The sequence below is a fragment of the Hyunsoonleella sp. 2307UL5-6 genome (assembly GCF_047345485.1).
In the GTDB taxonomy this organism is placed as follows: Bacteria; Bacteroidota; Bacteroidia; order Flavobacteriales; family Flavobacteriaceae; genus Jejuia.
This window is the reverse complement of sequence record NZ_JBLFEN010000002.1, coordinates 597,615-620,555: the sequence shown is the minus strand read 5'-3', so window position 1 is coordinate 620,555 and position 22,941 is coordinate 597,615. Positions and strand designations below refer to the sequence as shown.

18 protein-coding genes are annotated in these 22,941 nt (G+C 31.9%); 11 read left to right on the top strand and 7 right to left on the bottom strand.

The genetic code is table 11. The features are described 5' to 3' along the window. Positions 1-241 (top strand): T9SS type A sorting domain-containing protein (locus ACKGJY_RS06210; protein WP_413972993.1); only part of this gene is annotated, 241 nt, incomplete at its 5' end. Between the two features lie 77 nt (positions 242-318). Here ACKGJY_RS06210 and ACKGJY_RS06205 read toward each other — a convergent pair. After that, on the bottom strand, positions 319-747 hold the full coding sequence (locus ACKGJY_RS06205; protein WP_413972992.1) for a PepSY-like domain-containing protein: 429 nt from the start codon (positions 745-747) through the stop codon (positions 319-321). Positions 748-914: 167 nt separating this feature from the next. Here ACKGJY_RS06205 and ileS point away from each other — a divergent pair, with 167 nt between their 5' ends. The 3 genes from ileS (at position 915) to ACKGJY_RS06190 (ending at position 5,444) form a co-directional block, all read left to right on the top strand. Beyond that, positions 915-4,319, top strand: coding sequence for an isoleucine--tRNA ligase (gene ileS, locus ACKGJY_RS06200; RefSeq protein WP_413972991.1), 3,405 nt, complete (start codon positions 915-917; stop codon positions 4,317-4,319). Positions 4,320-4,323: 4 nt separating this feature from the next. Next, complete coding sequence (locus ACKGJY_RS06195; protein ID WP_413972990.1) at positions 4,324-4,701, top strand: TraR/DksA family transcriptional regulator; 378 nt, start codon at positions 4,324-4,326, stop codon at positions 4,699-4,701. A gap of 116 nt (positions 4,702-4,817) precedes the next feature. Next, positions 4,818-5,444, top strand: coding sequence for a lipoprotein signal peptidase (locus ACKGJY_RS06190; RefSeq protein ID WP_413972989.1), 627 nt, complete (start codon positions 4,818-4,820; stop codon positions 5,442-5,444). Here ACKGJY_RS06190 and ACKGJY_RS06185 read toward each other — a convergent pair. The 6 genes from ACKGJY_RS06185 to rimK all read right to left on the bottom strand — a co-directional run bounded on the left by ACKGJY_RS06185 (position 5,441) and on the right by rimK (position 11,018). Beyond that, positions 5,441-5,848 carry a response regulator gene (locus ACKGJY_RS06185; RefSeq protein WP_413972988.1) on the bottom strand — a complete coding sequence of 136 codons (408 nt, stop codon included), beginning with the start codon at positions 5,846-5,848 and terminating at the stop codon, positions 5,441-5,443. The genes ACKGJY_RS06190 and ACKGJY_RS06185 overlap by 4 nt on opposite strands. A gap of 3 nt (positions 5,849-5,851) precedes the next feature. Then, positions 5,852-7,300 (bottom strand): ATP-binding protein, encoded by a 1,449-nt coding sequence (locus tag ACKGJY_RS06180; protein ID WP_413972987.1) that lies wholly within the window; start codon positions 7,298-7,300, stop codon positions 5,852-5,854. Positions 7,301-7,394: 94 nt separating this feature from the next. After that, on the bottom strand, positions 7,395-7,961 hold the full coding sequence (locus ACKGJY_RS06175; RefSeq protein ID WP_413972986.1) for a 5-formyltetrahydrofolate cyclo-ligase: 567 nt from the start codon (positions 7,959-7,961) through the stop codon (positions 7,395-7,397). A 182-nt stretch (positions 7,962-8,143) separates the two neighbouring features. After that, on the bottom strand, positions 8,144-9,007 hold the full coding sequence (locus tag ACKGJY_RS06170; RefSeq protein WP_413972985.1) for a DUF4261 domain-containing protein: 864 nt from the start codon (positions 9,005-9,007) through the stop codon (positions 8,144-8,146). 163 nt (positions 9,008-9,170) lie between these two features. Beyond that, on the bottom strand, positions 9,171-10,142 hold the full coding sequence (locus tag ACKGJY_RS06165; RefSeq protein ID WP_413972984.1) for a succinylglutamate desuccinylase/aspartoacylase family protein: 972 nt from the start codon (positions 10,140-10,142) through the stop codon (positions 9,171-9,173). Further along, positions 10,143-11,018: a 30S ribosomal protein S6--L-glutamate ligase gene (rimK, locus tag ACKGJY_RS06160; RefSeq protein ID WP_413972983.1), complete on the bottom strand. Its 876-nt coding sequence runs from the start codon at positions 11,016-11,018 to the stop codon at positions 10,143-10,145. It abuts the gene before it with no gap. An 88-nt stretch (positions 11,019-11,106) separates the two neighbouring features. On the opposite strand from rimK, the gene uvrC reads away from it, so the two are divergent. From uvrC to ACKGJY_RS06125, 7 genes are all read left to right on the top strand, one after another. Next, on the top strand, positions 11,107-12,900 hold the full coding sequence (uvrC, locus tag ACKGJY_RS06155; protein ID WP_413972982.1) for an excinuclease ABC subunit UvrC: 1,794 nt from the start codon (positions 11,107-11,109) through the stop codon (positions 12,898-12,900). A gap of 157 nt (positions 12,901-13,057) precedes the next feature. Further along, positions 13,058-15,298, top strand: coding sequence for a patatin-like phospholipase family protein (locus ACKGJY_RS06150; protein WP_413972981.1), 2,241 nt, complete (start codon positions 13,058-13,060; stop codon positions 15,296-15,298). Positions 15,299-15,544: 246 nt separating this feature from the next. Beyond that, positions 15,545-16,327: a DUF3108 domain-containing protein gene (locus tag ACKGJY_RS06145; protein ID WP_413972980.1), complete on the top strand. Its 783-nt coding sequence runs from the start codon at positions 15,545-15,547 to the stop codon at positions 16,325-16,327. Continuing rightward, positions 16,327-17,256, top strand: coding sequence for a tryptophan 2,3-dioxygenase family protein (locus tag ACKGJY_RS06140; protein ID WP_413972979.1), 930 nt, complete (start codon positions 16,327-16,329; stop codon positions 17,254-17,256). Before ACKGJY_RS06145 ends, ACKGJY_RS06140 begins: the two co-directional genes overlap by 1 nt. Continuing rightward, a complete protein-coding gene (locus ACKGJY_RS06135; RefSeq protein WP_413972978.1) occupies positions 17,214-18,536 on the top strand; it encodes a peptidoglycan DD-metalloendopeptidase family protein in 1,323 nt (440 codons plus the stop codon). The genes ACKGJY_RS06140 and ACKGJY_RS06135 overlap by 43 nt, the downstream gene beginning before the upstream one ends. A 1-nt stretch (position 18,537) precedes the next feature. After that, positions 18,538-20,157 carry a glucose-6-phosphate isomerase gene (gene pgi / locus ACKGJY_RS06130; protein WP_413972977.1) on the top strand — a complete coding sequence of 540 codons (1,620 nt, stop codon included), beginning with the start codon at positions 18,538-18,540 and terminating at the stop codon, positions 20,155-20,157. A gap of 163 nt (positions 20,158-20,320) precedes the next feature. Continuing rightward, positions 20,321-22,921 (top strand): TonB-dependent receptor, encoded by a 2,601-nt coding sequence (locus ACKGJY_RS06125; RefSeq protein ID WP_413972976.1) that lies wholly within the window; start codon positions 20,321-20,323, stop codon positions 22,919-22,921. Positions 22,922-22,941 lie beyond the last annotated feature (20 nt).

Sequence of the window (22,941 nt, the reverse complement as noted above, 5' to 3'; positions counted from 1 at the left end):
GGAAAACTACATTTATCATGATAAAAGTAGCAATAGATTGTTTGTAAAAAAATTAGAAGGAGCGGTTACCAAATTTAGACTCTACAATATAACAGGACAAAATGTAATGGAACTTACAGATGTGGATAGAACAGTGTTAGAAAATGGACTGCAATTACCTACCATGTCAACAGGTACTTACATCGCAGTGTTTAGAACAGATACTAATAATGTAATTACCAAGAAAATTATAATGAATTAATTTTTTTAGTTATTCATAAATAATAAAAGCCTAAACAATCGTTTAGGCTTTTATTATTTTTATACTATCATGTTTCTTTAATTAATGATAGTCCCATCTGCCTTAAACTCTATATCCTTGTTTTTACCCTTTTGTTTAAACTCTACATCATAAAATAAACCTTTGGAATGATGATCAACTTTTTCAATTTCACTTATTTTTCCATCAAAGTCTTTTTCGATTTTTTCTTTTATAGCCTTTGGTAAATCATCCATATTAATGCTAGATTCTGTTTCAATCCAAGTGCCATCAGCCTTAAAATCTGCTCTATATTTAATCCCATCAATTTTAAAGTGTGATTCATAATTACCATGAGAATCTTTGTGCCAGTCGGGATCATTTTCGCCTGGGTATTTAGCTTTAAAAGTTGTTTTTACAGCTTCAGGAGCTTGACTGTTTACAGAAGTATTACAGCTAAAAGTTAATACTATACAAAACAATATAATAGATGTTAGTGGCTTTTTCATTTTACGAATTTTAGATTAATACCACAAATATGATATTACTTAATGGTATAAGCTAACGGTATTTTTAAAAATATTAACGCATATCAAAAGTTGTCTCTTTTGCGAGAAAAGCAGTGCTATTTTCTCAAAAATCATTAAATTCGCGAACTTATAAGAATTAGGTATAAATGAGCACGAAATTTGCTGAATATAAAGGACTTGACTTACCAAAAGTAGCTAGCGACATTCTGCACTATTGGCAAGAAAACAACGTTTTTGAAAAAAGTGTAACCACAAGAGAAGGAAATGAACCTTATGTGTTTTATGAAGGGCCACCATCTGCAAACGGACTTCCTGGAGTACACCATGTTTTAGCACGTGCCATTAAAGATATTTTTCCACGGTATAAAACCATGAAGGGGTACCAAGTAAAGCGTAAAGCTGGTTGGGATACACATGGCTTACCTATTGAGCTTGGTGTGGAGAAGGAATTAGGAATTACTAAAGAGGATATTGGTAAAACCATTTCGGTTGAAGATTACAATGCAGCATGCAGAAAGGCCGTAATGCGCTATACTGATGTTTGGAATGATCTTACCGAAAAAATGGGGTATTGGGTAGATATGGACGATCCATATATTACTTACGAGCCTAAATACATGGAATCGGTGTGGTGGCTGCTAAAGCAAATTTACGATAAAAAATTGTTGTATAAAGGCTATACCATACAACCTTATTCGCCAAAAGCAGGTACGGGTTTAAGCTCTCACGAGCTAAATCAGCCAGGGACATATCAAGATGTTACGGATACAACCGTAGTAGCTCAGTTTAAAGCAAACCAAGAATCATTACCAGACTTTTTACAAAACGAAGGAGATATTTATTTTTTAGCTTGGACCACTACACCTTGGACTTTACCAAGTAATACCGCCTTAACTGTTGGACCAAAAATTGACTATGTTTTAGTAGAAACGTACAATCAATACACCTTTGAACCCATAAATGTAGTTCTAGCTAAAAAATTAGTCAATTATCAGTTTTCTGGAAAGTTTAATAGAGTTGAAGAAAAATCAGAATTATTAGGGTATACGTCTGGAGATAAAAAAATCCCATATTATGTAGTAAAAGAATTTGTAGGTAACGATTTAGTAGGCATAAAATACGAACAGTTATTAAAATACGCCTTACCAAACGATAACCCAGAAGATGCGTTTAGAATAATTTCTGGAGATTTTGTAACGACAGAAGATGGAACAGGTATTGTACATACAGCGCCTACTTTTGGTGCAGATGATGCCTTAGTTGCAAAACAAGCCACACCAGAAATACCACCAATGTTGGTTAAAGATGAAAATGATAATTTGGTGCCACTTGTTGATTTACAGGGTCGTTTTCGTCCTGAACTTAAAGAGTTTGCAGGTAAATATGTGAAGAATGAATATTATAACCAAGGTGAGGCGCCTGAACGTTCTATAGATGTTGAGTTAGCTATTAAACTAAAAGAAGAAAATAAAGCCTTTAAGGTTGAAAAATACAAACACAGTTATCCAAATTGTTGGCGTACCGATAAACCTATTTTATACTACCCTTTAGATTCTTGGTTTATCAAAGTAACCGATGTTAAAGAGCGCATGCACGCACTTAACAATACTATAAACTGGAAGCCAAAAAGTACAGGCGAAGGGCGTTTTGGTAATTGGTTGGCAAATGCAAACGATTGGAATTTATCACGTTCTAGATACTGGGGAATTCCATTACCAATTTGGAGAACAGAAGATGGTAAAGAAGAAATATGTATTGGTTCAGTTGAAGAATTAAAGCAAGAGATGGCAAAAGCTGTGGAAGCTGGAGTTTTAGCTAAGGATATTTTTGCTGATTTTGAAGTTGGAAACAATGCTGAAGATAACTATGCGAAAATAGATTTGCATAAAAATATTGTTGATGAAATTATTTTGGTTTCACCATCAGGACACCCTATGAAACGCGAGAGCGATTTAATTGATGTATGGTTCGATTCTGGTTCTATGCCTTATGCGCAGTGGCATTACCCTTTTGAAAATGCTGATTTAATTGATAAAGGCACAACATTTCCAGCAAATTTTATTGCCGAAGGTGTCGATCAAACTCGTGGATGGTTTTATACATTGCATGCTATTGGTACAATGGTGTTCGATGCTATTGCATATAAAAATGTAGTATCTAACGGATTGGTGTTGGATAAGAACGGACAAAAAATGTCCAAACGTTTAGGGAATGCTGCAGATCCATTTGAAACTTTAGGTACTTACGGTGCTGATGCCACACGTTGGTATATGATTTCAAATGCAAACCCGTGGGATAACTTAAAATTCGATTTGGACGGCATTGAAGAGGTAAAACGTAAATTCTTCGGAACACTTTATAACACTTATTCATTCTTTAGTTTATATACAAACTTAGATGAATTTAGTTATGCTGAAGCAGATATTACTTTAGAAGAACGCCCAGAATTAGACCGTTGGATATTGTCAGAATTACATACTTTAATTCAGAAAGTAGATACTTTTTATGCCGATTACGAGCCTACAAAAGTAGCACGAGCAATCTCAGACTTTACACAAGATTACGTAAGTAACTGGTATGTGCGTTTAAGCAGAAGACGTTTTTGGAAAGGCGATTATCAAACCGATAAAATATCAGCATACCAAACCTTATACACGTGTATGGTTACTATTGCTAAGTTGGGTGCGCCAATTGCACCGTTCTTTATGGATAGGTTGTATTTAGACTTAAACAGAGTAACTCAAAAAGAAAATTATGAAAGTGTACATTTAGCAAACTTTCCAGAATTTAATTCTGCTTATGTAGATAAAAGTTTAGAGCGTAAAATGAAAGCGGCGCAAACAATATCCTCTCTAGTATTATCGTTAAGAGCTAAAGAAAAGATAAAAGTAAGACAGCCACTTCAAAAAATAATGATTCCTATTAGTAGTATTCAGCAAAAGGAAGAAATTATAGCCGTTTCAAACTTAATAAAACACGAAGTAAACGTAAAGGAAATTGAATTGCTAGAAGATGCTTCTGATATTTTGGTAAAGCAAATAAAACCGAACTTTAAAGCGCTAGGGCCTCGTTTTGGTAAAGACATGAAAGCCATTGCTGGAGCAGTAATTAACTTTACGCCTGAAGATATTAACAAAATTGAGCAAAATGGAAGTTTCAACATTGACATAAACGGAAAAAGTATTACTTTAGAACGCGATGATGTAGAAATTACATCTCAAGATATTGAAGGCTGGCTGGTAGCTAATGAAGGTGCTTTAACTGTAGCTTTAGATGTTACTATTTCAGAGGAACTTAAAAAAGAAGGTATTGCAAGAGAATTGGTAAATCGTATTCAGAATTTAAGAAAAGATTCAGGATTTGAGGTCACCGATAGAATTGATGTGAAACTACAGCAAGATGCACAAGTTAAGGATGCTGTAGATTCTAATTTAGAATATATAAAAACAGAAACATTAACCGAAGAATTAGAAATTATTGATCAAATAAATAATGGTATAGAGATTGCTTTTGATGATGTAAACACCAAATTATTTATTACAAAACATTAACATTATGGCTTCAAATACAGTAAGATATTCAGATGCTGATTTAGCAGAGTTTAAAGTGCTAATCCAAGAAAAAATTGAAAAAGCGCAACACGATTTAGAGTTGATTAAAAGTGCTTACATGAACGACCATAACAACGGTACAGATGATACATCACCAACGTTTAAAGCGTTTGATGAGGGTAGTGCAGTTATGAGTAAAGAATCTAACTCACAGTTGGCTATCCGTCAAGAAAAATTTATTCGCGATCTAAAAAATGCTTTAATTAGAATAGAGAATAAAAGTTACGGTGTTTGTCGTGTTACAGGGAAATTAATTAATAAAAAGCGTTTAGAATTAGTGCCACACGCTACTTTAAGCATAGAAGCTAAAAATATGCAATAAAAACGCCTTTTAAAATAAGGAGTTTTATAACTATAAAAACGCCAATCTTTATATTAAGATAGGCGTTTCTGATTTTACAAAACATTGTAATTTATTTAAATTCAATAACTTAATTAATGTCATTAAAGAAATCTATAATTTTAATCGTTATTATTTTGCTTATCGATCAGATAAGTAAGGTATATATTAAGGTTAATTTTACTTTAAAAGAGTCTATTGAGGTGTTTAGTTGGTTTGAAGTGTTTTTCATAGAGAATGATGGGATGGCTTGGGGAACTAAAATAAGTGATTTTGTTTCTTTTGTTTCTGATAGAACAGCAAAAGTAATTTTAACTCTTTTTAGAGTAATTGCGATATTTGGTATAGCTTATTGGTTACATAACGCTATTAGAAAAAAAGAATCTAAAATATTAATTACAGCTATAAGTTTGATTTTTGCAGGTGCTTTAGGTAATATAATTGATTCTGTATTTTATGGTGTTTTGTTTAATGAAAGTTTGTTTAATCAAGTTGCAGTATTTATGCCTGAAGAAGGTGGTTATGATAATTTACTCCATGGTAAAGTTGTTGATATGATACATCTTCCTATATATAATGATATTTTACCAAAATGGATGCCGTTTGTAGGCGGTAAACACTTCACATTTTTCGAACCAGTTTTTAACATTGCCGATATGGCAATTAGTACAGGGTTTTTAATGCTTATTGTATTTAATAAACGTGCGTTTTCAAAACGTAATTAAACAGCCTTTTGTAAAAAAATAGTTTCTAAATCTTTTATATGAACAGGCTTAACTAAGTAATCTTGTACTGATGGCGAAGACTTTGCTCTATTAACATCAGAAGGGTTTATGGAAGAGCTTACTACATAAAGCTTAATTTCCTTTTTTAATTCATCTTTAATTTCCGAAAACTTTTCTAAAAACTCCCATCCATCCATTACAGGCATATTTAAGTCTAAAAATATAATTTCTGGGATTTTATGGTTATCAGTATTTTCCTCAAAATAAGTCATACTCTGTTGCCCATTATTAAAAATAAGTAGCTCAGAGCATAAATTTTTAGCTTTAATTATTTTCTTTATTAGGCTTACATATATATTATCATCATCAATAATACAAGCCATATTTATCATTGTAGAATTCATAGTTTAGAATTGTATTTTAAACGTAGAACCACTATTTATCTCACTGAATACTGAAATTTCGCCATTAAGTGCTTCTATTTGATTTTTGGTTATAAATAACCCTATACCTGTTGCATCTTTATTGCGATGAAATGTTTTATACATACCAAATATTTTGTCTCCAAACTTTTCCATATCAATACCAAGACCGTTATCGCTAATCTCTAAAACGTGTTTAGAGTTTTCAATTTTACTTTTAATAGTAATAACAGGATTTCGATTTGGATGTTTATATTTTATAGCATTAGTAATTAAGTTCAAAAAGATACTATCCAAATATGCAGGGATATAATCTATACATTCAAGCTCAGAAAAATCTGTATTTATTGTAGCGTTTTCTTTGGCAACTATTTGTCCAATTGAGCGTATTACTTGGTTTAATACATCTTCAAAATACACAACCGACTTATTTTTATTCGTACTTGTTTGTATTGTTACAACTTCATTTAAATGTTCAATAGTATCGTTAAGGCTTGTTGCAATATCTTTAATATTATCTAATAATCCCAATTTTTCTTTAGGATCTTCAAAAGAGCTAATTAATTCTGTTACCAAAGACAAATTACTAGTGTGCGATCTTAAATTATGCGACACAATATGTGCAAAATTAAACAATCGTTTGTTTTGAGATGCAATAATATTTGAAGTTCTCTGTAAGCTTATTTCTTTTACTTTTGATGTATTAATATCTTGAAAAACACCACGAATACCAATAGTGTTCTTATTAGTGTCAAAAACGGGTTTTCCCATAGCTCTAACCCAAAAAGACCTTCCGTTCTTTGTCAGCATTTTTATTTGAGTATCAAACTTTTTACCTTCTGTAGCACACTCAAGAAATATGTCTTTTGCTATACCTTTATAATCGTCAGGGTAGTATTTTTCAGAATTTTTTAACGAAGGTATGTAATCCTCAGGATATTCAAGTATCCTTCTTGTTTGGTGATCCCAATAGCTTTTTTGTTTTATAAAATCTACATACCAACTGCCTGTTTTTGTCATTTCAGCAGTTTCTTTATAGTAAAATTTATTCTTCGTTAATTTTTTACTAGTCTTAATTTTTCTTTTGTTGAAAAAAATGAATTTGGATTCTTCATTTACTTTAAAAGATATGTTGTGATTTGTTGTACAAACAAACTCTTTATATTTGCCTTTTTTAGATTTTATAAGCATACTTTGCCTAAAATCTGTACCGTTTTTTATAAAACCAAAAAAATTATTTTTAAATTGTTCTTGGTCTACTTTATGAATTAGGTGGTTTAGAAAATAATTAAGACTAATCTTAACATGTTCTTCTGTATACTTTAAGCTAGATAGAAATGCTTTAGACCAAAACATATCATCATTATCCTTAAGTTCCCAGTAAGCAATGTCTATATCATCTACTGTTTTGCTAGTTAGTTGGTGTAATAACATTGTTTTTTCTTTGAGAGTTAGCAGTTATTACTGTAAACATAACAATAAATTAACACATAGTAACAACTTAACATCACTTAATCGATTAAATGCATCATTTTGTCGAATATGTATTTTTAGGAGTTAAACAAAAATCTAATCTAACATCTCCAGAATGGGTGTCAGTAATATCATCATCAGCTTCAAAAAAGGATAACCCAATTTTAATAGTTTCAGGATTGCACGTGCTTAAAAATGTATCATAAAACCCTTTGCCGTAACCAACACGGTGTCCTTTTTTATCAAAAGCAAGAAGCGGAATAAAAACCACCTCAATTTTATCATTTGATAGTTCTATACCATCAACAGGTTCTGGTATATTATAATTATTTTTTTTAATGGTTGTATTGTCGGTTAAAAGAAAATGCATCATACCACCCGTTTCGAAATCACTTCTAGAAATCACTATATTTTTATCTTTTCCAGATAAAATATTCAGAATATAATCTGTGTTCACCTCCTTTTGTTCTTCAATAGATAAAAAAATATGATAAAACGATTTATCCCAAATGGGTAATTTTAAAAGCTGATTTGCTATAGCAATACTATACGCTTCAATTTGATCTGTTGAAAGTTCTTGGCGAAGTGCTTTGTATTTTTTTCGAAGGTCGTTTTTAGTCATAATAATTTTAGTAACAACTAGAGAGCTCTGTTAGGGTTGTTTTGGAGAGGTTCGTTTAACGGTTCCGTATAAGAATAGTGCGTAGTTTGAGTGCGAGGATTTTCCGAAGGAAAATCAGATGCAAGCAAACAAGCACTAACTTTTGATTTAGGAATAAACTTACGCATTATTTTTATACAATGTTAGCCACCGTTATTTATTTCAATTACTATTCTTTTCGGTTCAAGCTGGGAATGATTGAAATAACATTTCCATTTTGTGTTTTCCTCAATTCCCTCGATTGTATTTCCGTGCTCAATTACAACTCCATTTTCGAATATATAATGTCCATAATTGAATAATAATCCAGCGATTTGTTGTGCGTCATAATTTGCAAATCGGAATTCAAAATCAGGAAGTCTTAATGAATTTAAGCCCAAAGTATCCATTATCATTTCTCCTTCTGTTTCTTGAATATTAAACAGCCGAACATTCATAAAAGCATTAATATTTTGATAGTTATTTTGGTTACTTTTTTCTAAAAAGTCAGTCGGTTTTAAAATCATTTCACTATTCCGAACCCAAATAGCACTTGGATTCATAGCAGAAACTATACTTGCAACAAATTTTTGAAAATATTCGATTCGTTCTTTATAATCTAAATTTCTTGACATCAAGTCAGTTAATAAGATTTCGTAAGAACAATTTCTAACGGTTTCTTCTGCTTCCGACCAACTCCAAGATTGTCCAAAAGAATTATGTAGTTCAGAAAAGTCAATCTTATTTTCGTCAGTCACAAAAATGGTTGCTTGAACAGGAATACTACCTTCAGCAAATTTTACTTCGTAATCTTTGAAGAAATAATGCCTTGAATTATTTGGTTTGTCAGAACTCTTGTCAAATTCGATTTGCTTAAATAGCTTTGATAATTCCTGTTCAATTTTTTCATCATTGAATGCAGGTTCGTTTTCAAAGAAAAGTTTAACTGTTAATAATTCAGTCGGATTTTCGAGTTGCTCGAATTCCTTTTTTTCTTTCTTTTTTCTTTTGAAATTAAATATTCCCATTTATTCTCGACATTCTTCTAATGGTTGCCAACGGTCAATCTGATATACGTCCGTTTTAATACTGAAACAAGTTCAGCACAGGTGACTTATTTCCGAAGTTAAACGAAGTTATCGATTTTTTCTGACAAAGTCAAGTCGCTTAAAGACAGAATTAGAGTAATTATCATTTCAATTCAGTAGAAATATGAAACAGCGCATCGCCTTGATATACTATAGGTAGCTCATTCACATTAATAACATATCCAGAGGTTTTGGCTCTTACAAAATAATTAAATTTCCCATAAGGGTCTGTAATATTACCCATAATATCTTCTTTTTCAACATAAGCACCAACCGTAATTGATGCTTTAAACATTCCAGAATATTTAGCGCGCTGCCAGTTACTATCCTCAATAAAAACCGTACTTTTTTTAGGTTTAGAGGCTTTAAAAACTGTTTTTAACATCCCTAAATGTTTTAATATACGTTTTACACCATTAACACCAGAGTTGGTGACTACATCATCAATATGAAAAGATTTTCCGCCTTCAAAAAGTAATAAATCTTTACCAGACTTTGCACAAGTGCTTCTAAACGATTTGCTTAAATTTTTAGAGTATAATACAAAAGGCGCACCAAATACTTCGGCAAGCTCATCAAGGTGTTTGTTGTTTTTAGTGTAACGCAATTGTGGCGCGTTAAACCGCCCTGAACCACCAGTATGAAAATCTAATATTAAATCTGCGTGAGGTACAACTTCCTTAATTAGCTTATTGGCAACACGACTTGCTAAAGAGCCACCAGTACTTCCTGGAAATACTCGATTTAAATCTCTACCATCTGGAAATTCACGCTTTAAATTAATAAAACCAAAAATATTAATTACGGGCATGCAAATAATAGTGCCGCATTTAGGTTTATTAATACCTTTTGCTATTAACTGTCGTACAATTTCAACACCATTAACTTCATCTCCATGTATACCAGCAGTAAGTAATACGGTTGGTCCAGGTTTTTTAGAGCGTTCTACAATTACAGGAACATTTACAGGCGTAGCGGTGTGCAAGTTGGCTACATCAAAGTTTACTTCTTTACTTTCACCAAGTTTTATGCTTTCACCAAGAATAGTTAGTGGGCTATTACTTATCTGTGTCATTTAGCGTCTGTTTTTTTCAATAAAACGTATAATAGCTTTAGCAATGTTGCGTCCGGTAGCGGTTTCGATACCTTCCAAACCAGGTGTGGAGTTAACTTCTAATAATAAAGGGCCACGAGAAGATTGTAACATATCTACACCACAAACAGGAAGTTTTAAAGCTTTAGAGGCATTCATGGCTAGTTTTAATTCATCATGATTTAATTTAATAATATTTGCAGAACCGCCACGGTGTAAGTTAGACCTAAATTCGCCTGCTTTAGCTTGACGTTTCATGGCACCTACAACTTGTCCGTCTACCACCAATGCACGTAAATCTGCACCTTTAGCTTCTTTTATAAATTCTTGAACAATTACTCTGGCTTGTAATCCATTAAAAGCCTCTAAAACCGATTCTGCAGCATTCTTAGTTTCGGCTAAAACTACACCTAAGCCTTGTGTACCTTCTAGAAGTTTTATAATTAAAGGTGTGCCACCAACGTGTTCAATAACTTCTTCTACATCTCTAGAATAGTTTGTAAAAACGGTTTTAGGCATGCCAATACCAGCTTTACTTAAACGTTGTAAACTCCTTAATTTATCTCTAGAGCGCTGTATAGCATCAGAGGTAACAATGGTAAAAACACCCATCATTTCAAACTGTCGTACCACGGCGCATCCATAAAAAGTAACAGAAGCTCCAATTCTTGGAATTATAGCATCAACATAATCTAAATAGCGGTCTTTGTAGTAAATGGTAGGCTTTTCTTTTTCAATAATGATATCGCAATTAAGCGGATCTATCACCTCTACTTTATGGCCTTTACTTTCACCTTCTTCAACTAAACGTTCGGTAGAGTATAAATTAGGATTTCTGGAGAGTATAACTATATTCATTAAAAGCAGTATAGACTTTACATGCAATATACTAAAAAAGAGAGACGAATTTTTACATTATCTATAATTTAATATACCTTTACATAACATGGATACCCCTAATTTAGAGATACAATTAAAAACCCTTCCAACCCAACCAGGAGTCTACCAATACTACGATAAAGCGGGTAAACTTATTTACGTTGGTAAAGCAAAAAATTTAAAAAAACGTGTAAGTTCTTATTTTACCAAAAACCATGAGTATGGTAAAACACGAGTTTTGGTTAAAAAAATTGTGGATATAAAACACATTGTAGTAGAAACAGAAACAGATGCACTACTACTTGAAAATAACTTGATAAAAAAATATCAGCCCAAATATAATGTGATGTTAAAGGACGACAAATCTTACCCATGGATTTGTGTTAAAAACGAGCGTTTCCCTAGAGTATTCCCCACACGTCGTATTTTTAAAGATGGTAGTGAGTATTTTGGCCCATATACAAGTATGAAAACAGTGCGCACACTTTTAGATTTAATTAAAGGTTTGTATAGTTTACGAACGTGTAACTATAATTTAAGTGAAGAAAAAGTAACTGCTGGAAAATATAAAGTATGCTTAGAATACCATTTAGGGAATTGCAAAGGACCGTGTGAAGGTTTAGAAACCGAAGAGGAATATCATAACAATATTAAAACGATAAAGGAAATTATAAAGGGCAATTTTAAAGACTCTTTGTCTCAATTTAGAAACCAAATGAAAGGGCTTGCAGAAAACATGCAGTTTGAAGAAGCACAAAAAATAAAAGAAAAAATTGAAGTATTAGAGAATTATCAAGCAAAGTCTACTATTGTAAATCCTAAAATTAGCAATGTAGACGTATTTTCTATTACGAGTGATGAAGGCTATGGGTATGTTAATTTTTTGCAACTATCATACGGTTCTATCATTCGTTCTCACACTTTAGAGATTAAAAAAAAGCTAGATGAAACAGATTTAGAACTTTTAGAATTAGCAATTACTGAGATTAGGCAACGTTTCAACTCTAATTCAAAAGAAATTTATGTGCCTTTTAAAGTGGATTTAGGTGAAGCTATAAAGGTGAGTGTACCCAAATTAGGCGATAAAAAGCATATTGTTGATTTGTCCTTCCGAAACGCAAAGTATTATAGAATGGAGCGTTTTAAACAGATGAAAATTGTAGATCCAGATAGGCATGCTAATCGTATTATGGCGCAAATGAAAGCTGATTTACGTTTAAACGAAGAACCGCGACATATAGAGTGTTTTGATAACTCAAACATACAAGGCACAAACCCCGTTGCAGCATGCGTTGTATTTAAAAACGGGAAACCTAGTAAAAAAGACTACAGGCATTTTAATATAAAAACAGTTGTTGGGCCAGACGATTTTGCATCTATGGAAGAAGTCGTGTATAGGCGTTATAAGCGTTTGCTAGATGAGGATCAACCACTACCGCAATTAATAATTATAGATGGTGGAAAAGGACAGTTGTCATCTTCACTAAAAAGTTTAGATGCCTTAGAATTACGAGGCAAAATTGCTATTATAGGAATTGCAAAACGTTTGGAAGAATTATTTTATCCAAACGATCCAATTCCGCTATATTTAGATAAAAAAAGTGAAACGTTAAAAATAATACAGCAATTAAGAAATGAAGCGCATCGTTTTGGTATAGAACACCATAGAAACAGGCGCAGTAAAAATGCATTGAATACTGAGTTAGAAACCATTCCAGGAATAGGCGAAAAAACTGTGGTAGAATTACTAAAGCATTTTAAATCAGCAAAACGTGTAGCACATGCAAAGTTAGATGAACTGGAAGATGTGGTTGGGGTGTCTCGCGCTAAAAAGGTGTATAGTTTTTATCATGAGAAGTAAAATTTTAAACATTGAATATTAAAAAAGTATATAAGAGTTGGTCTATTAAACCTACTATTAAAAAAAATGAAGCTTTTGATAGGTCGAGATATTTTGTAAACCAAACAAGTGGTATATGTTATATTTATGAAACAGTAGGCATGTAATTTTAAAATATTTGAACTTAAAACCAATCATATCACTCCTTTTTGTACTAGCATTCCTTTCGGCGAAAGCACAAAACGAAGCACTAGAAAACCCCAAACCAAAAGTAGGTTTAGTGTTAAGTGGCGGTGGTGCAAAAGGATTAGCACATATTGGTGTTTTAAAAGTGTTAGATAGTTTAGGCGTAAAAGTAGATTATATTGCGGGTACAAGTATGGGTGCAGTAATAGGCGCTTTGTATTCTAGTGGTTACTCTGGTAAAGCCTTAGATTCTATTTTTAATAATATAGACTATGATAAAATAATAAATGATGATTTACCAAGAGCATCAAAAGCATTTTACGAGCGTAATAATTCTGAACGCTACGTACTTACGTTGCCCTTCGATAATTTAAAAGTAAAGTTGCCATCGGCTATATCTCGCGGGCAAAACATATATAATATGTTATCAAAATTGGTATTACATGTTAGTGCTACACATAATTTTAAAGACTTACCAATTCCATTTTTTTGTATTGCTACAAATATTGAAACTGGAGAACAAGTACAATTAGAACATGGTAATTTAACACATGCAGTAATGGCAAGTGCTGCCTTACCTTCATTGTTTCAACCAGTAACTATAAATAATAATTTATTAATAGATGGCGGTATTGTAAATAATTATCCCGTAGACGAACTTCGTAAAAAAGGTATGGATATTATTATTGGAGTAGATGTACAAGACGGATTATCTAATATTAAAGAGTTAACATCTGCTCCTGACGTACTAATTCAAATTAATAACTTCAGAACCATAAATGATATGAAGTTAAAAGTACCTAAAACAGATATTTATATTAAACCAGACATTAAAAATTTTAATGTAGTATCTTTTGATGAGGGCAACGCCATTATTGCTAATGGAAAAAAAGCTACATTAAAAAAGCTAGGGCAATTAGAGAAATTGGTTAAAAACAAGAATTCTAAAACAAATAATATTGTAAATAAAGTTATTAGGGATAGTATAACCATTAGGCATATAAATATTAAAGGAAATAGCAAATACTCGCGCTCTTATATTTTAGGGAAATTAAAACTAAAAGGAGGCGAAAAAGTATCTTATTCAGATTTTATAAAGGGACTAAATAGCTTAATTGCTACTAATAATTTCGATTCTTTCTATTACGATTTAGAGCCTACAACTAAAGATGGAATTTACGATGTAATAGCTCAGATTAAAGAAAATAAAACCACAACATTTTTAAAATTAGGTGTACACTATGATGACTTGTACAAAAGTGGTGCTTTGGTAAATTTTACAAAAAAACGTATGCTTTTTGGAAATGACGTAGCAGCATTAGACGTTGTTTTTGGTGATAATGTGCGTTATAATTTTGAATATTTGTTAGATAAAGGATTTTATTGGAGTATCGGTTTACGTTCTCGATATAATGCTTTTAAAAAAGATATAAATGCAGAGTTATTATTAGATGATGCGCAAATAGAAAGCACAGGATTAAATAAAATAAACTCAACACTTCATGATCAAACCAATCAATTTTATGTGCAAACCCTTTTTAGAAAAGATTTTGCTTTAAGTATAGGGTTAGAACATAAGCGTTTAGAAATCACATCAGAAACCATTGCAAATACCAATCAAGACGAATTTGTTTTCGAAAGTACCGACTATGTTAGTCTATTTGGTAACTTGAGACTGGATACTTACGATAATAAATATTTCCCTAAAAATGGAGTTTTCTTTAATGGTAATTTTAACACATATTTATTTGCGTCACAGTTTAATGAAGATTTTGATACGTTTTCAATAGCTAGAGCCACAGCAGGATATGCGTTTAGTACAACGCCTAAATTGTCTTTTAATTTGCAGGCATCGGGTGGCTTAAAATTTGGAAACACCTCTACTACAACATTAGATTTTGCATTGGGCGGTTATGGTAACAACCTCATTAATAATTTTATACCATTTTATGGCTATGATTTTATTTCGTTAACAGGAAATAGCTTTGTTAAAGCATATGCTAGTATGGATTACGAAATTTTTAAAAATAATCACCTTACTCTAGAGGCTAATTGGGCAAATGTTGATGATAATATTTTTGAAACAGGCTCCTGGTTCTCTCTACCCGATTATAGAGGTTACGCGTTAGGTTATGCAGTAGATAGTTTTATAGGGCCTATTCAAATAAAATATAGTTACTCGCCAGAGCAAAATGATAGCGTTTGGTATTTTAATGTAGGCTTTTGGTTTTAATAAATATCAAGTATGTTTTAAATTGAATTTGAAAAACAATTAACTGCGTTGCTATAAATAGCGAATAATACTTTACCCTTGCAATAAAGGCTCAAACACCGATAAAGTGTTTTTCTAACATAACTATAACACTTGTAGACTATGGGTTTTGGATAAAATTTCTATTTTTGGAATAGTAATTGTAATTTCTTGTTTATAAACAATAAAATGTTACTGCAGAAGTTACATTATAATTACCCAAATAAAATGAAGAAATTACTACTTATAATAATAGCTTTTAGTTTTGCGCAAAGTATGGTAGCGCAACAAGAATCTGCTTTTGGAGATGGCGAATGGTTTAAATTTAGGATGAGTTATAGTGGCTTTTTAAAAGCAGGAAACGCTACTCTTACAGTTAAAGATTCTAAATTAAACGATAAAGAGGTGTACCATGTTGTTGGGAAAGGCTGGACCACAGGTATGATTAAATGGTTTTTTAAGGTGAAGGATAGGTATGAGAGCTATTTTGATAAAGAAACCATTATGCCCTATAAATTTGTACGAAATATTGATGAAGGAGGGCATACCAAGGATATTGAAATAGATTTTGATCAGCACAATCAAAAAGCTCATATAAACAATAAAAAACATAAAACTAAAAAAGTAATTGATACTAAACCCAATATTCAGGATATGGTATCAACATATTATTATTTGCGTAATAAAATAAACATTAATACCCTAGAAATTGGTGATGAGTTTAAGATTGATATGTTTTTTGATGAGGAAAACTATGGTTTTAAATTGCAATATTTAGGTATAGAAACAATTGACACAGATTTTGGAGACATTGAGGCTTTAAAATTTAGACCATACGTGATGGCTGGTCGTGTATTTAAAGAAGAAGAAAGTTTAACGCTATGGGTATCAAAAGACAAAAATAAAGTACCTTTACGCATTAAAGCAGATTTAGCTGTAGGATCGCTAAGAGCAGACCTAGAAGCTTACAAAGGGCTAAAACACTCGTTTAAAATTGTTGTGAATAATTGATGAAATCAGACTCAGACATAACCAATCAACTTAAAAAAAAGTACGAGTCTATAGACCAAGATTTAGAAGTTCACTTAGAAGGATTACTGCATACCAAACCCATTAATTATTGGGATTATATACAAACAGATGTTTTATTAAATCTTCAAAAACCTAAAACTAACTTTCCAGACGAAAAGGTATTTATCATGTACCATCAAGTAAGCGAATTACTTTTTAAAATGATACTTTCAGAAATTGAGCAGGTTGCTAATAATGAAATAGACGATCTAGATACTGAAATTTTTACTGAAAAAATAATGCGTATTAGCAGGTATTTTGATGTGCTAACCTCGTCTTTTAGTATCATGAAAGATGGAATGGACATCGCGCAATACAATAAATTTAGAACAGCGTTAACACCTGCAAGTGGGTTTCAAAGTGCGCAATACCGATTGGTAGAATTTGGATCTACAGAATTAATAAATCTTATAGATAAACGTTTTAGAGACAGCGTAAGTAAAGATATTTGTTGTAATAGTGCTTTTGAAAAATTGTATTGGCAAGCTGCTGGAAAAGATTATAAAACAGGTAAAAAAACATATACATTATCTGCTTTTGAGAAACGGTATAAAGATGAGTTTATTCAATTTTCAAAAACATACGAGGATAAAAATTTGTGGTCTAAGTATAAGGAATTGCCAAAAGCATCTCAAGAAAATGAAGCATTAATAAAAGCCATGCGACACTACGATTACACAGTTAACGTAAAGTGGGTAATGGCGCATTACAATACAGCAAATCATTATTTAAATATTGGAGGTAAAACCGCTGAAGCTACTGGTGGTAGCGAATGGGTAAAATACATGCATCCTAAATATCAAAAAAGAATATTCTTTCCAGATTTATGGACAGCAAAAGAAATAGAAAATTGGGGAATAAATATTTAGTACTTTTTATTTTAGTAATAACTATTTGGGCTTGTAAAAACGAGCCTGAACTTGAGATAGAGCAAGAAGAAACTGTAAGTATTAAAGCGCCTGAGCCAGTAATAGAATTTGGTTTTAACTTAGATAACTATACTGTAAAACGCGATACCATTAGAAATGGCGATACATTTGGAGTAATTTTAGAACGAAATAATGTAGGGTATCCCAAAATTTTTAATATTGCTGAAAAAGCTAAGGATACATTTGATATTGCTAGAAGTTTACAGGTTGGTAAACCCTATACACTTTTATGTGCTAAAGATTCTCTAGAAACTGCAACATGCTTTATATATCAACCTAATTTAGAAGATTATATTGTTATTAATTTTCAAGATTCTATAAAAGCATACCGCAGTAAAAAGCCTATAAAATATATTGAAAAAACAGCCACAGGTATTATTGAAGATAATATCTCTTTAACTCTAGAAGCACAAGGTTTAAGTCCACGTTTGGCCTATAAAATGGCAGATGAAATTTTTGCATGGACAATAGATTTTAGAAGATTACAAAAAGGTGATAGATTTAAAGTTATTTATACGGATAAATATATTGATGATACTATTTATACTGGTGTAGATCGTGTAAAAGCTGCTTATTTTGAACATAATCAAGAGCCTTTTTATGCATTTGAATTTATGACAGATTCTACAAAAGGTATTATGGATTATTTTAATGAAGAAGCTAAAAATTTAAGGCGCGCTTTTTTAAAAGCTCCGGTTAAATTTAGTAGAATATCTTCGCGTTATAATTTAAGACGGCGTATTGCTGTTTACGGTTACAAAGTAAGGCCACATAAAGGCACCGATTTTGCAGCACCTATTGGCACTCCTATAATGGCTACAGCTAACGGCACAGTTACAAAATCTGAACGTAGAGGCGGTAATGGTAATTATGTAAAAATTCGTCATAACGCTACTTACGAAACCCAATATTTACACATGCGCAAACGTAAAGCTAAAGTTGGGCAATTTGTAAAACAGGGTGATGTAATTGGATGGGTTGGTATGACAGGAAATACAGGAGGGCCACACGTGTGTTATCGTTTTTGGAAAAATGGTAGACAGGTTGATCCGTTTAAGCAAAAGTTACCCGAAGCTAAACCAATTTCTGATTCTTTAAAAATTCAATACTTAGATTTTATTGAACCCATAAAATTTGAGCTAGATAACATAAATTTTAAACCACAAATTACAGCAGAGGAAGAAATGCTCGAGACTGTAATTCAGCAATCAAATTCATAATATGGCACTACCAAATGTAAATCCTACAACTACTAATGCATGGAATAAGTTGAAAGTTCATTTTGAAGACACTAAAGATCTTCATATGAAAGATTTATTTGCCAAAGATCCAGAAAGAGCAAATAAGTTTACAATAACATTTGATGATTTTTATGTAGATTTTTCAAAAAATAGAATTACAGATGAAACTTTTCAATATCTTTTAGAGCTAGTAGATGATGTAAAATTAAAAGCAGCAATTGAAAGTCAATTTTCTGGTGAAAAAATAAATAAAACTGAAGGGAGAGCGGTAATGCATACAGCCTTAAGAGCACCAAAATCTGCTGTTGTAACTGTTGATGGTAAAAATATAATACCTGAAATACATGAGGTAAAACAAAAAATAGAAGGTTTTACAAATGAAGTTGTTAATGGTGCAAGAAAAGGCTTTACAGGTAAACAATTTACAGATATAGTAAATATAGGTATAGGTGGCTCAGATTTAGGACCGGCAATGGTAGTAGATGCACTTCAATATTATAAAAATCACTTAACAACACATTTTGTAAGTAATGTTGATGGCGATCATGTAAACGAAGTTATTAAAAACTTAAATCCAGAAACAACACTATTTGTTATTGTTTCTAAAACCTTTACTACACAAGAAACCATTTCAAATGCCAATACCTTAAAATCTTGGTTTTTAAAATCAGCTACCGGAAAAGATATAGCAAATCATTTTGTGGCAGTTTCAACCAATATAGATACAGTTAAAAATTTTGGAATAGATGCTAATAATATATTCCCTATGTGGGATTGGGTTGGCGGCCGTTTTTCGTTGTGGAGTGCTGTAGGTTTATCTATTAGTTTAGCGGTAGGTTACAACAATTATGCAAGTTTACTAGAAGGCGCACATAAAATGGACGAGCATTTTAAAACTGAAGATTTTGATAAGAATATTCCTGTTGTTTTAGCCTTGATAAGCGTTTGGTACAATAATTTTTTTAAGGCAGAAAGTGAAGCTGTTATTCCGTACTCTCAATATTTAAATCAATTTGCTACATACCTTCAGCAGGGTATTATGGAGAGTAACGGTAAAAGTATAGATAGAAATGGAACCCCAGTAGATTACGAAACTGGAACATTAATTTGGGGAGAACCAGGAACGAACTCACAACATGCCTTTTTTCAATTGATACATCAAGGGACTAAATTAATTCCTGCAGATTTTATTGGGTTTACACAATCGCTACATGGAAATCAGGATCATCACGACAAATTAATTTCAAATTTCTTAGCACAAACTGAGGCATTACTTAATGGGAAAACAAAAGAAGAAGTAATAGCAGAAGGAACTCCAGAAACTATAATACCATTTAAAGTGTTTGAAGGCAATAAACCTACCAATACTGTTTTTATTAAAAAGTTAACACCAGAAAGTTTAGGAAAACTGATAGCTATGTACGAACATAAAATATTTGTACAAGGCGTAATTTGGAACATTTTTAGCTACGACCAATTTGGTGTAGAATTGGGGAAGCAATTAGCAAGTAAAATTTTAAAAGAATTTACTGGAAACACCAAAAATGAACACGATAATTCTACTTCTAACTTGTTGAATTATTATAAAGAAAACTCTTAAAACATTGCATAATTTTCACTAAAAGCATCGATATCGTTGATATCGATGCTTTTTTGTTAATAAAAACTGTTAAAACTCTTAACATTTAGTTAATGTTAATCTTATAATTATCAGTATTTTTGACGTGACTAATTTCAAATTATTAAATAATTTTTCAAAAATCATGAAAAAAACAACTAATTTATTAATTATGGTAATAGTTTCGTTATTTACGACTGTTGCCATAGCTCAAAGTACAATAACAGGTACTATTGTTGAGGTAGGTTCAAACTTACCTTTACCCGGTGCAAATGTTATCGAAAAAGGAACTTCAAATGGAGTTACTACTGATTTTGATGGTAATTTTTCAATTACTACACTAGAAGATTCTGGAGAAATTGTGATAACCTATGTAGGTTATACTACAAAAACAATTACATTTTCTGGTGATGTTACTTTAAGTAATGTGAAAATGGAATCTAGCCAAGTAGGTCTTGGAGAAATTCAAATTTTCGCGTCTCTTGCTGTTGATAGAAAGACACCAGTTGCTGTATCTACTATTAAACAAGAGGAAATAGCTCAAAAATTAGGAAACCAAGAATTTGTAGAGATTTTAAAATCTACTCCAGGTGTTTTTACCACAAGAGGAAGTGGGGGTTTTGGAGATGGAGAAATTACCTTACGTGGGTTTAATTCTGAAAACGTAGCAGTTGTTATAAATGGAATTCCAGTAAATGATTTTCTTGATGGTCGAGTTTTTTGGTCTAACTGGGCTGGTATTGGTAATGTAACTAAATTTACCCAAACCCAAAGAGGTTTAGGGGCATCCAAATTAGCAGTGCCATCAATAGGTGGTACAGTCAACATAATTACAGAAACTACTAATGCTAACAAGGGTGGAATGTTTTCTTACGGTTTAGGCAATAATGGTTATAATAAATATGCACTTAAGTTATCTACAGGACTAACCAATGGTTTCTCAGCAACTATTTATGCAGATAGAACTTTTGGTGATGGTTACGTAGATGGAACACCTTTTGATGCATTTACTTATTTTGCTGGTATATCTAAAAAATTCAATGATAATCATAAATTAGTTTTTACAGCTACTGGTGCTCCACAACGACATGGCACTAGGTTTGAAAGATTAACTCTACAGCAAACCAAACAAAGCCCAAATGGTATTAGAACTAATTCAGACTTTGGAATAAGAAATGGAGAAATTTTTAGTTTAAGTGAAAACTTTTTTCACAAGCCTTTAATGGGTTTGTCTCATTATTGGAATATAGATGATGAATCTAAATTAGCAACCTCATTGTATTATAGTTCTGGTGTAGGTGGAATTATTTTTGACCAAGGCGATGGTTTAGACTCGAGTTCTAGTGCTTTTATAAATAATAGTCTTAGATTAGGAGATTACGGACCTGTAGACGTCGACCAAGTTGTTAGAAATAATAGTGCTAACAGAATTTCCAATTCTTATTTAATAGCTAGTATTAATAAACACTATTGGTATGGACTTTTGTCTAATTACAATAAAACAATTAATGATGAATTAGATTTAACATTAGGTTTAGATGTTAAATATGGAGAGTACGAAAGATTCCGAGAAATAGATGATTTATTAGGTGGTGAGTTAGTAGAGCTAGATAATGGAAATATTAACAACCCTCAAAACCAATTAAGAACTGGAGATAAATTTTTATTTCATACCAAAACTTTATTAAGAATTGGCGGAGGTTTTGGTCAGTTAGAGTACGATAAAGATGATATCTCTGCATTCGTAGCAGGTAATGTATCGCAAACACAATATCAAAGGGAAGATTTATTTTTAAAAACACCTAGTGATCCCAATAGAAAAACAGATTGGATTAATTTTACTGGTTTTGGTGCTAAAACTGGAGCCAATTATAGAGTTGATGATTATCATAATGCATTTTTTAATATAGGATATTTTGAAAGAGCCCCATTTCCAAATGCTATATGGCCAACTAATGATAACGATGCCACAAATACAGAAGCAGAAAACCAGAAAATTTTTAGTTTAGAATTAGGTTATGGTTTAAGAACAGATAAACTAGCTGTTAATGTAAATCTATATAATACAAGGTGGAGTGACCGTACTGAAACTAGAAATAGAACTGAACAAGTACAACTACCTGGTGGAGAAACAGCAGATCAACAAGTTTTTGATAATATTACAGGAATAAATGCATTACATCAAGGTGTAGAAGTAGATTTTGAATACAGACCCTATAACTTTTTAAACTTAAAAGGTTTTGTTTCTTTAGGAAACTGGAAGTGGTTAGATGATGTAGATGTAGTAAGATTAGATGAAAACCAGGTTGTTCAAGATGAATTTAGAGTTCTGGTAACAGATTTGCCTGTAGGTAGATCTGCTCAAACCACAGCAGGTTTAAATTTGAGACTAGATATATCACCAGAGACCTCATTTTTTATTGATTATAATTATTATGATAGATATTATGCTGATTTTGATCCTAGCGACCGTGTTTTAAGTCAGGAAGATTTAAATAATCAAGAAAGAATTGACTTTCTAAGGAGAGATCCTTATGAAGTACCTAATTATCATTTATTCGATGCATCATTTCGCCATAATTTCAAAATCTCAGATTTAGATGCTACAATAAGTGCAAGAATGTATAACGTATTCAATCAATTATACATTACAAGAGCAGACGATAATGGAGGAACTGCTGCTGGAGCTGAGGTATTTTTTGGCCCTGGAAGAACGTTTAGTGTAAGTACTACAATAAGATTTTAGAATTAGTCTTTAAAATAAAA

What these genes read in the sequence shown, in the direction of transcription:
- ACKGJY_RS06190 (WP_413972989.1), top strand. Translation starts at nt 4,818, where the DNA reads ATGTCATTAAAGAAATCTATAATTTTAATCGTTATTATTTTGCTTATC.
- ACKGJY_RS06170 (WP_413972985.1), bottom strand. Translation starts at nt 9,007, where the DNA reads ATGGGAATATTTAATTTCAAAAGAAAAAAGAAAGAAAAAAAGGAATTC.
- ACKGJY_RS06140 (WP_413972979.1), top strand. Translation starts at nt 16,327, where the DNA reads ATGAAATCAGACTCAGACATAACCAATCAACTTAAAAAAAAGTACGAG.
- ACKGJY_RS06145 (WP_413972980.1), top strand. Translation starts at nt 15,545, where the DNA reads ATGAAGAAATTACTACTTATAATAATAGCTTTTAGTTTTGCGCAAAGT.
- ACKGJY_RS06125 (WP_413972976.1), top strand. Translation starts at nt 20,321, where the DNA reads ATGAAAAAAACAACTAATTTATTAATTATGGTAATAGTTTCGTTATTT.
- ACKGJY_RS06175 (WP_413972986.1), bottom strand. Translation starts at nt 7,961, where the DNA reads ATGACTAAAAACGACCTTCGAAAAAAATACAAAGCACTTCGCCAAGAA.
- ileS (WP_413972991.1), top strand. Translation starts at nt 915, where the DNA reads ATGAGCACGAAATTTGCTGAATATAAAGGACTTGACTTACCAAAAGTA.
- rimK (WP_413972983.1), bottom strand. Translation starts at nt 11,018, where the DNA reads ATGAATATAGTTATACTCTCCAGAAATCCTAATTTATACTCTACCGAA.
- ACKGJY_RS06205 (WP_413972992.1), bottom strand. Translation starts at nt 747, where the DNA reads ATGAAAAAGCCACTAACATCTATTATATTGTTTTGTATAGTATTAACT.
- ACKGJY_RS06195 (WP_413972990.1), top strand. Translation starts at nt 4,324, where the DNA reads ATGGCTTCAAATACAGTAAGATATTCAGATGCTGATTTAGCAGAGTTT.
- ACKGJY_RS06165 (WP_413972984.1), bottom strand. Translation starts at nt 10,142, where the DNA reads ATGACACAGATAAGTAATAGCCCACTAACTATTCTTGGTGAAAGCATA.
- uvrC (WP_413972982.1), top strand. Translation starts at nt 11,107, where the DNA reads ATGGATACCCCTAATTTAGAGATACAATTAAAAACCCTTCCAACCCAA.
- ACKGJY_RS06135 (WP_413972978.1), top strand. Translation starts at nt 17,214, where the DNA reads ATGGACAGCAAAAGAAATAGAAAATTGGGGAATAAATATTTAGTACTT.
- pgi (WP_413972977.1), top strand. Translation starts at nt 18,538, where the DNA reads ATGGCACTACCAAATGTAAATCCTACAACTACTAATGCATGGAATAAG.
- ACKGJY_RS06185 (WP_413972988.1), bottom strand. Translation starts at nt 5,848, where the DNA reads ATGAATTCTACAATGATAAATATGGCTTGTATTATTGATGATGATAAT.
- ACKGJY_RS06180 (WP_413972987.1), bottom strand. Translation starts at nt 7,300, where the DNA reads ATGTTATTACACCAACTAACTAGCAAAACAGTAGATGATATAGACATT.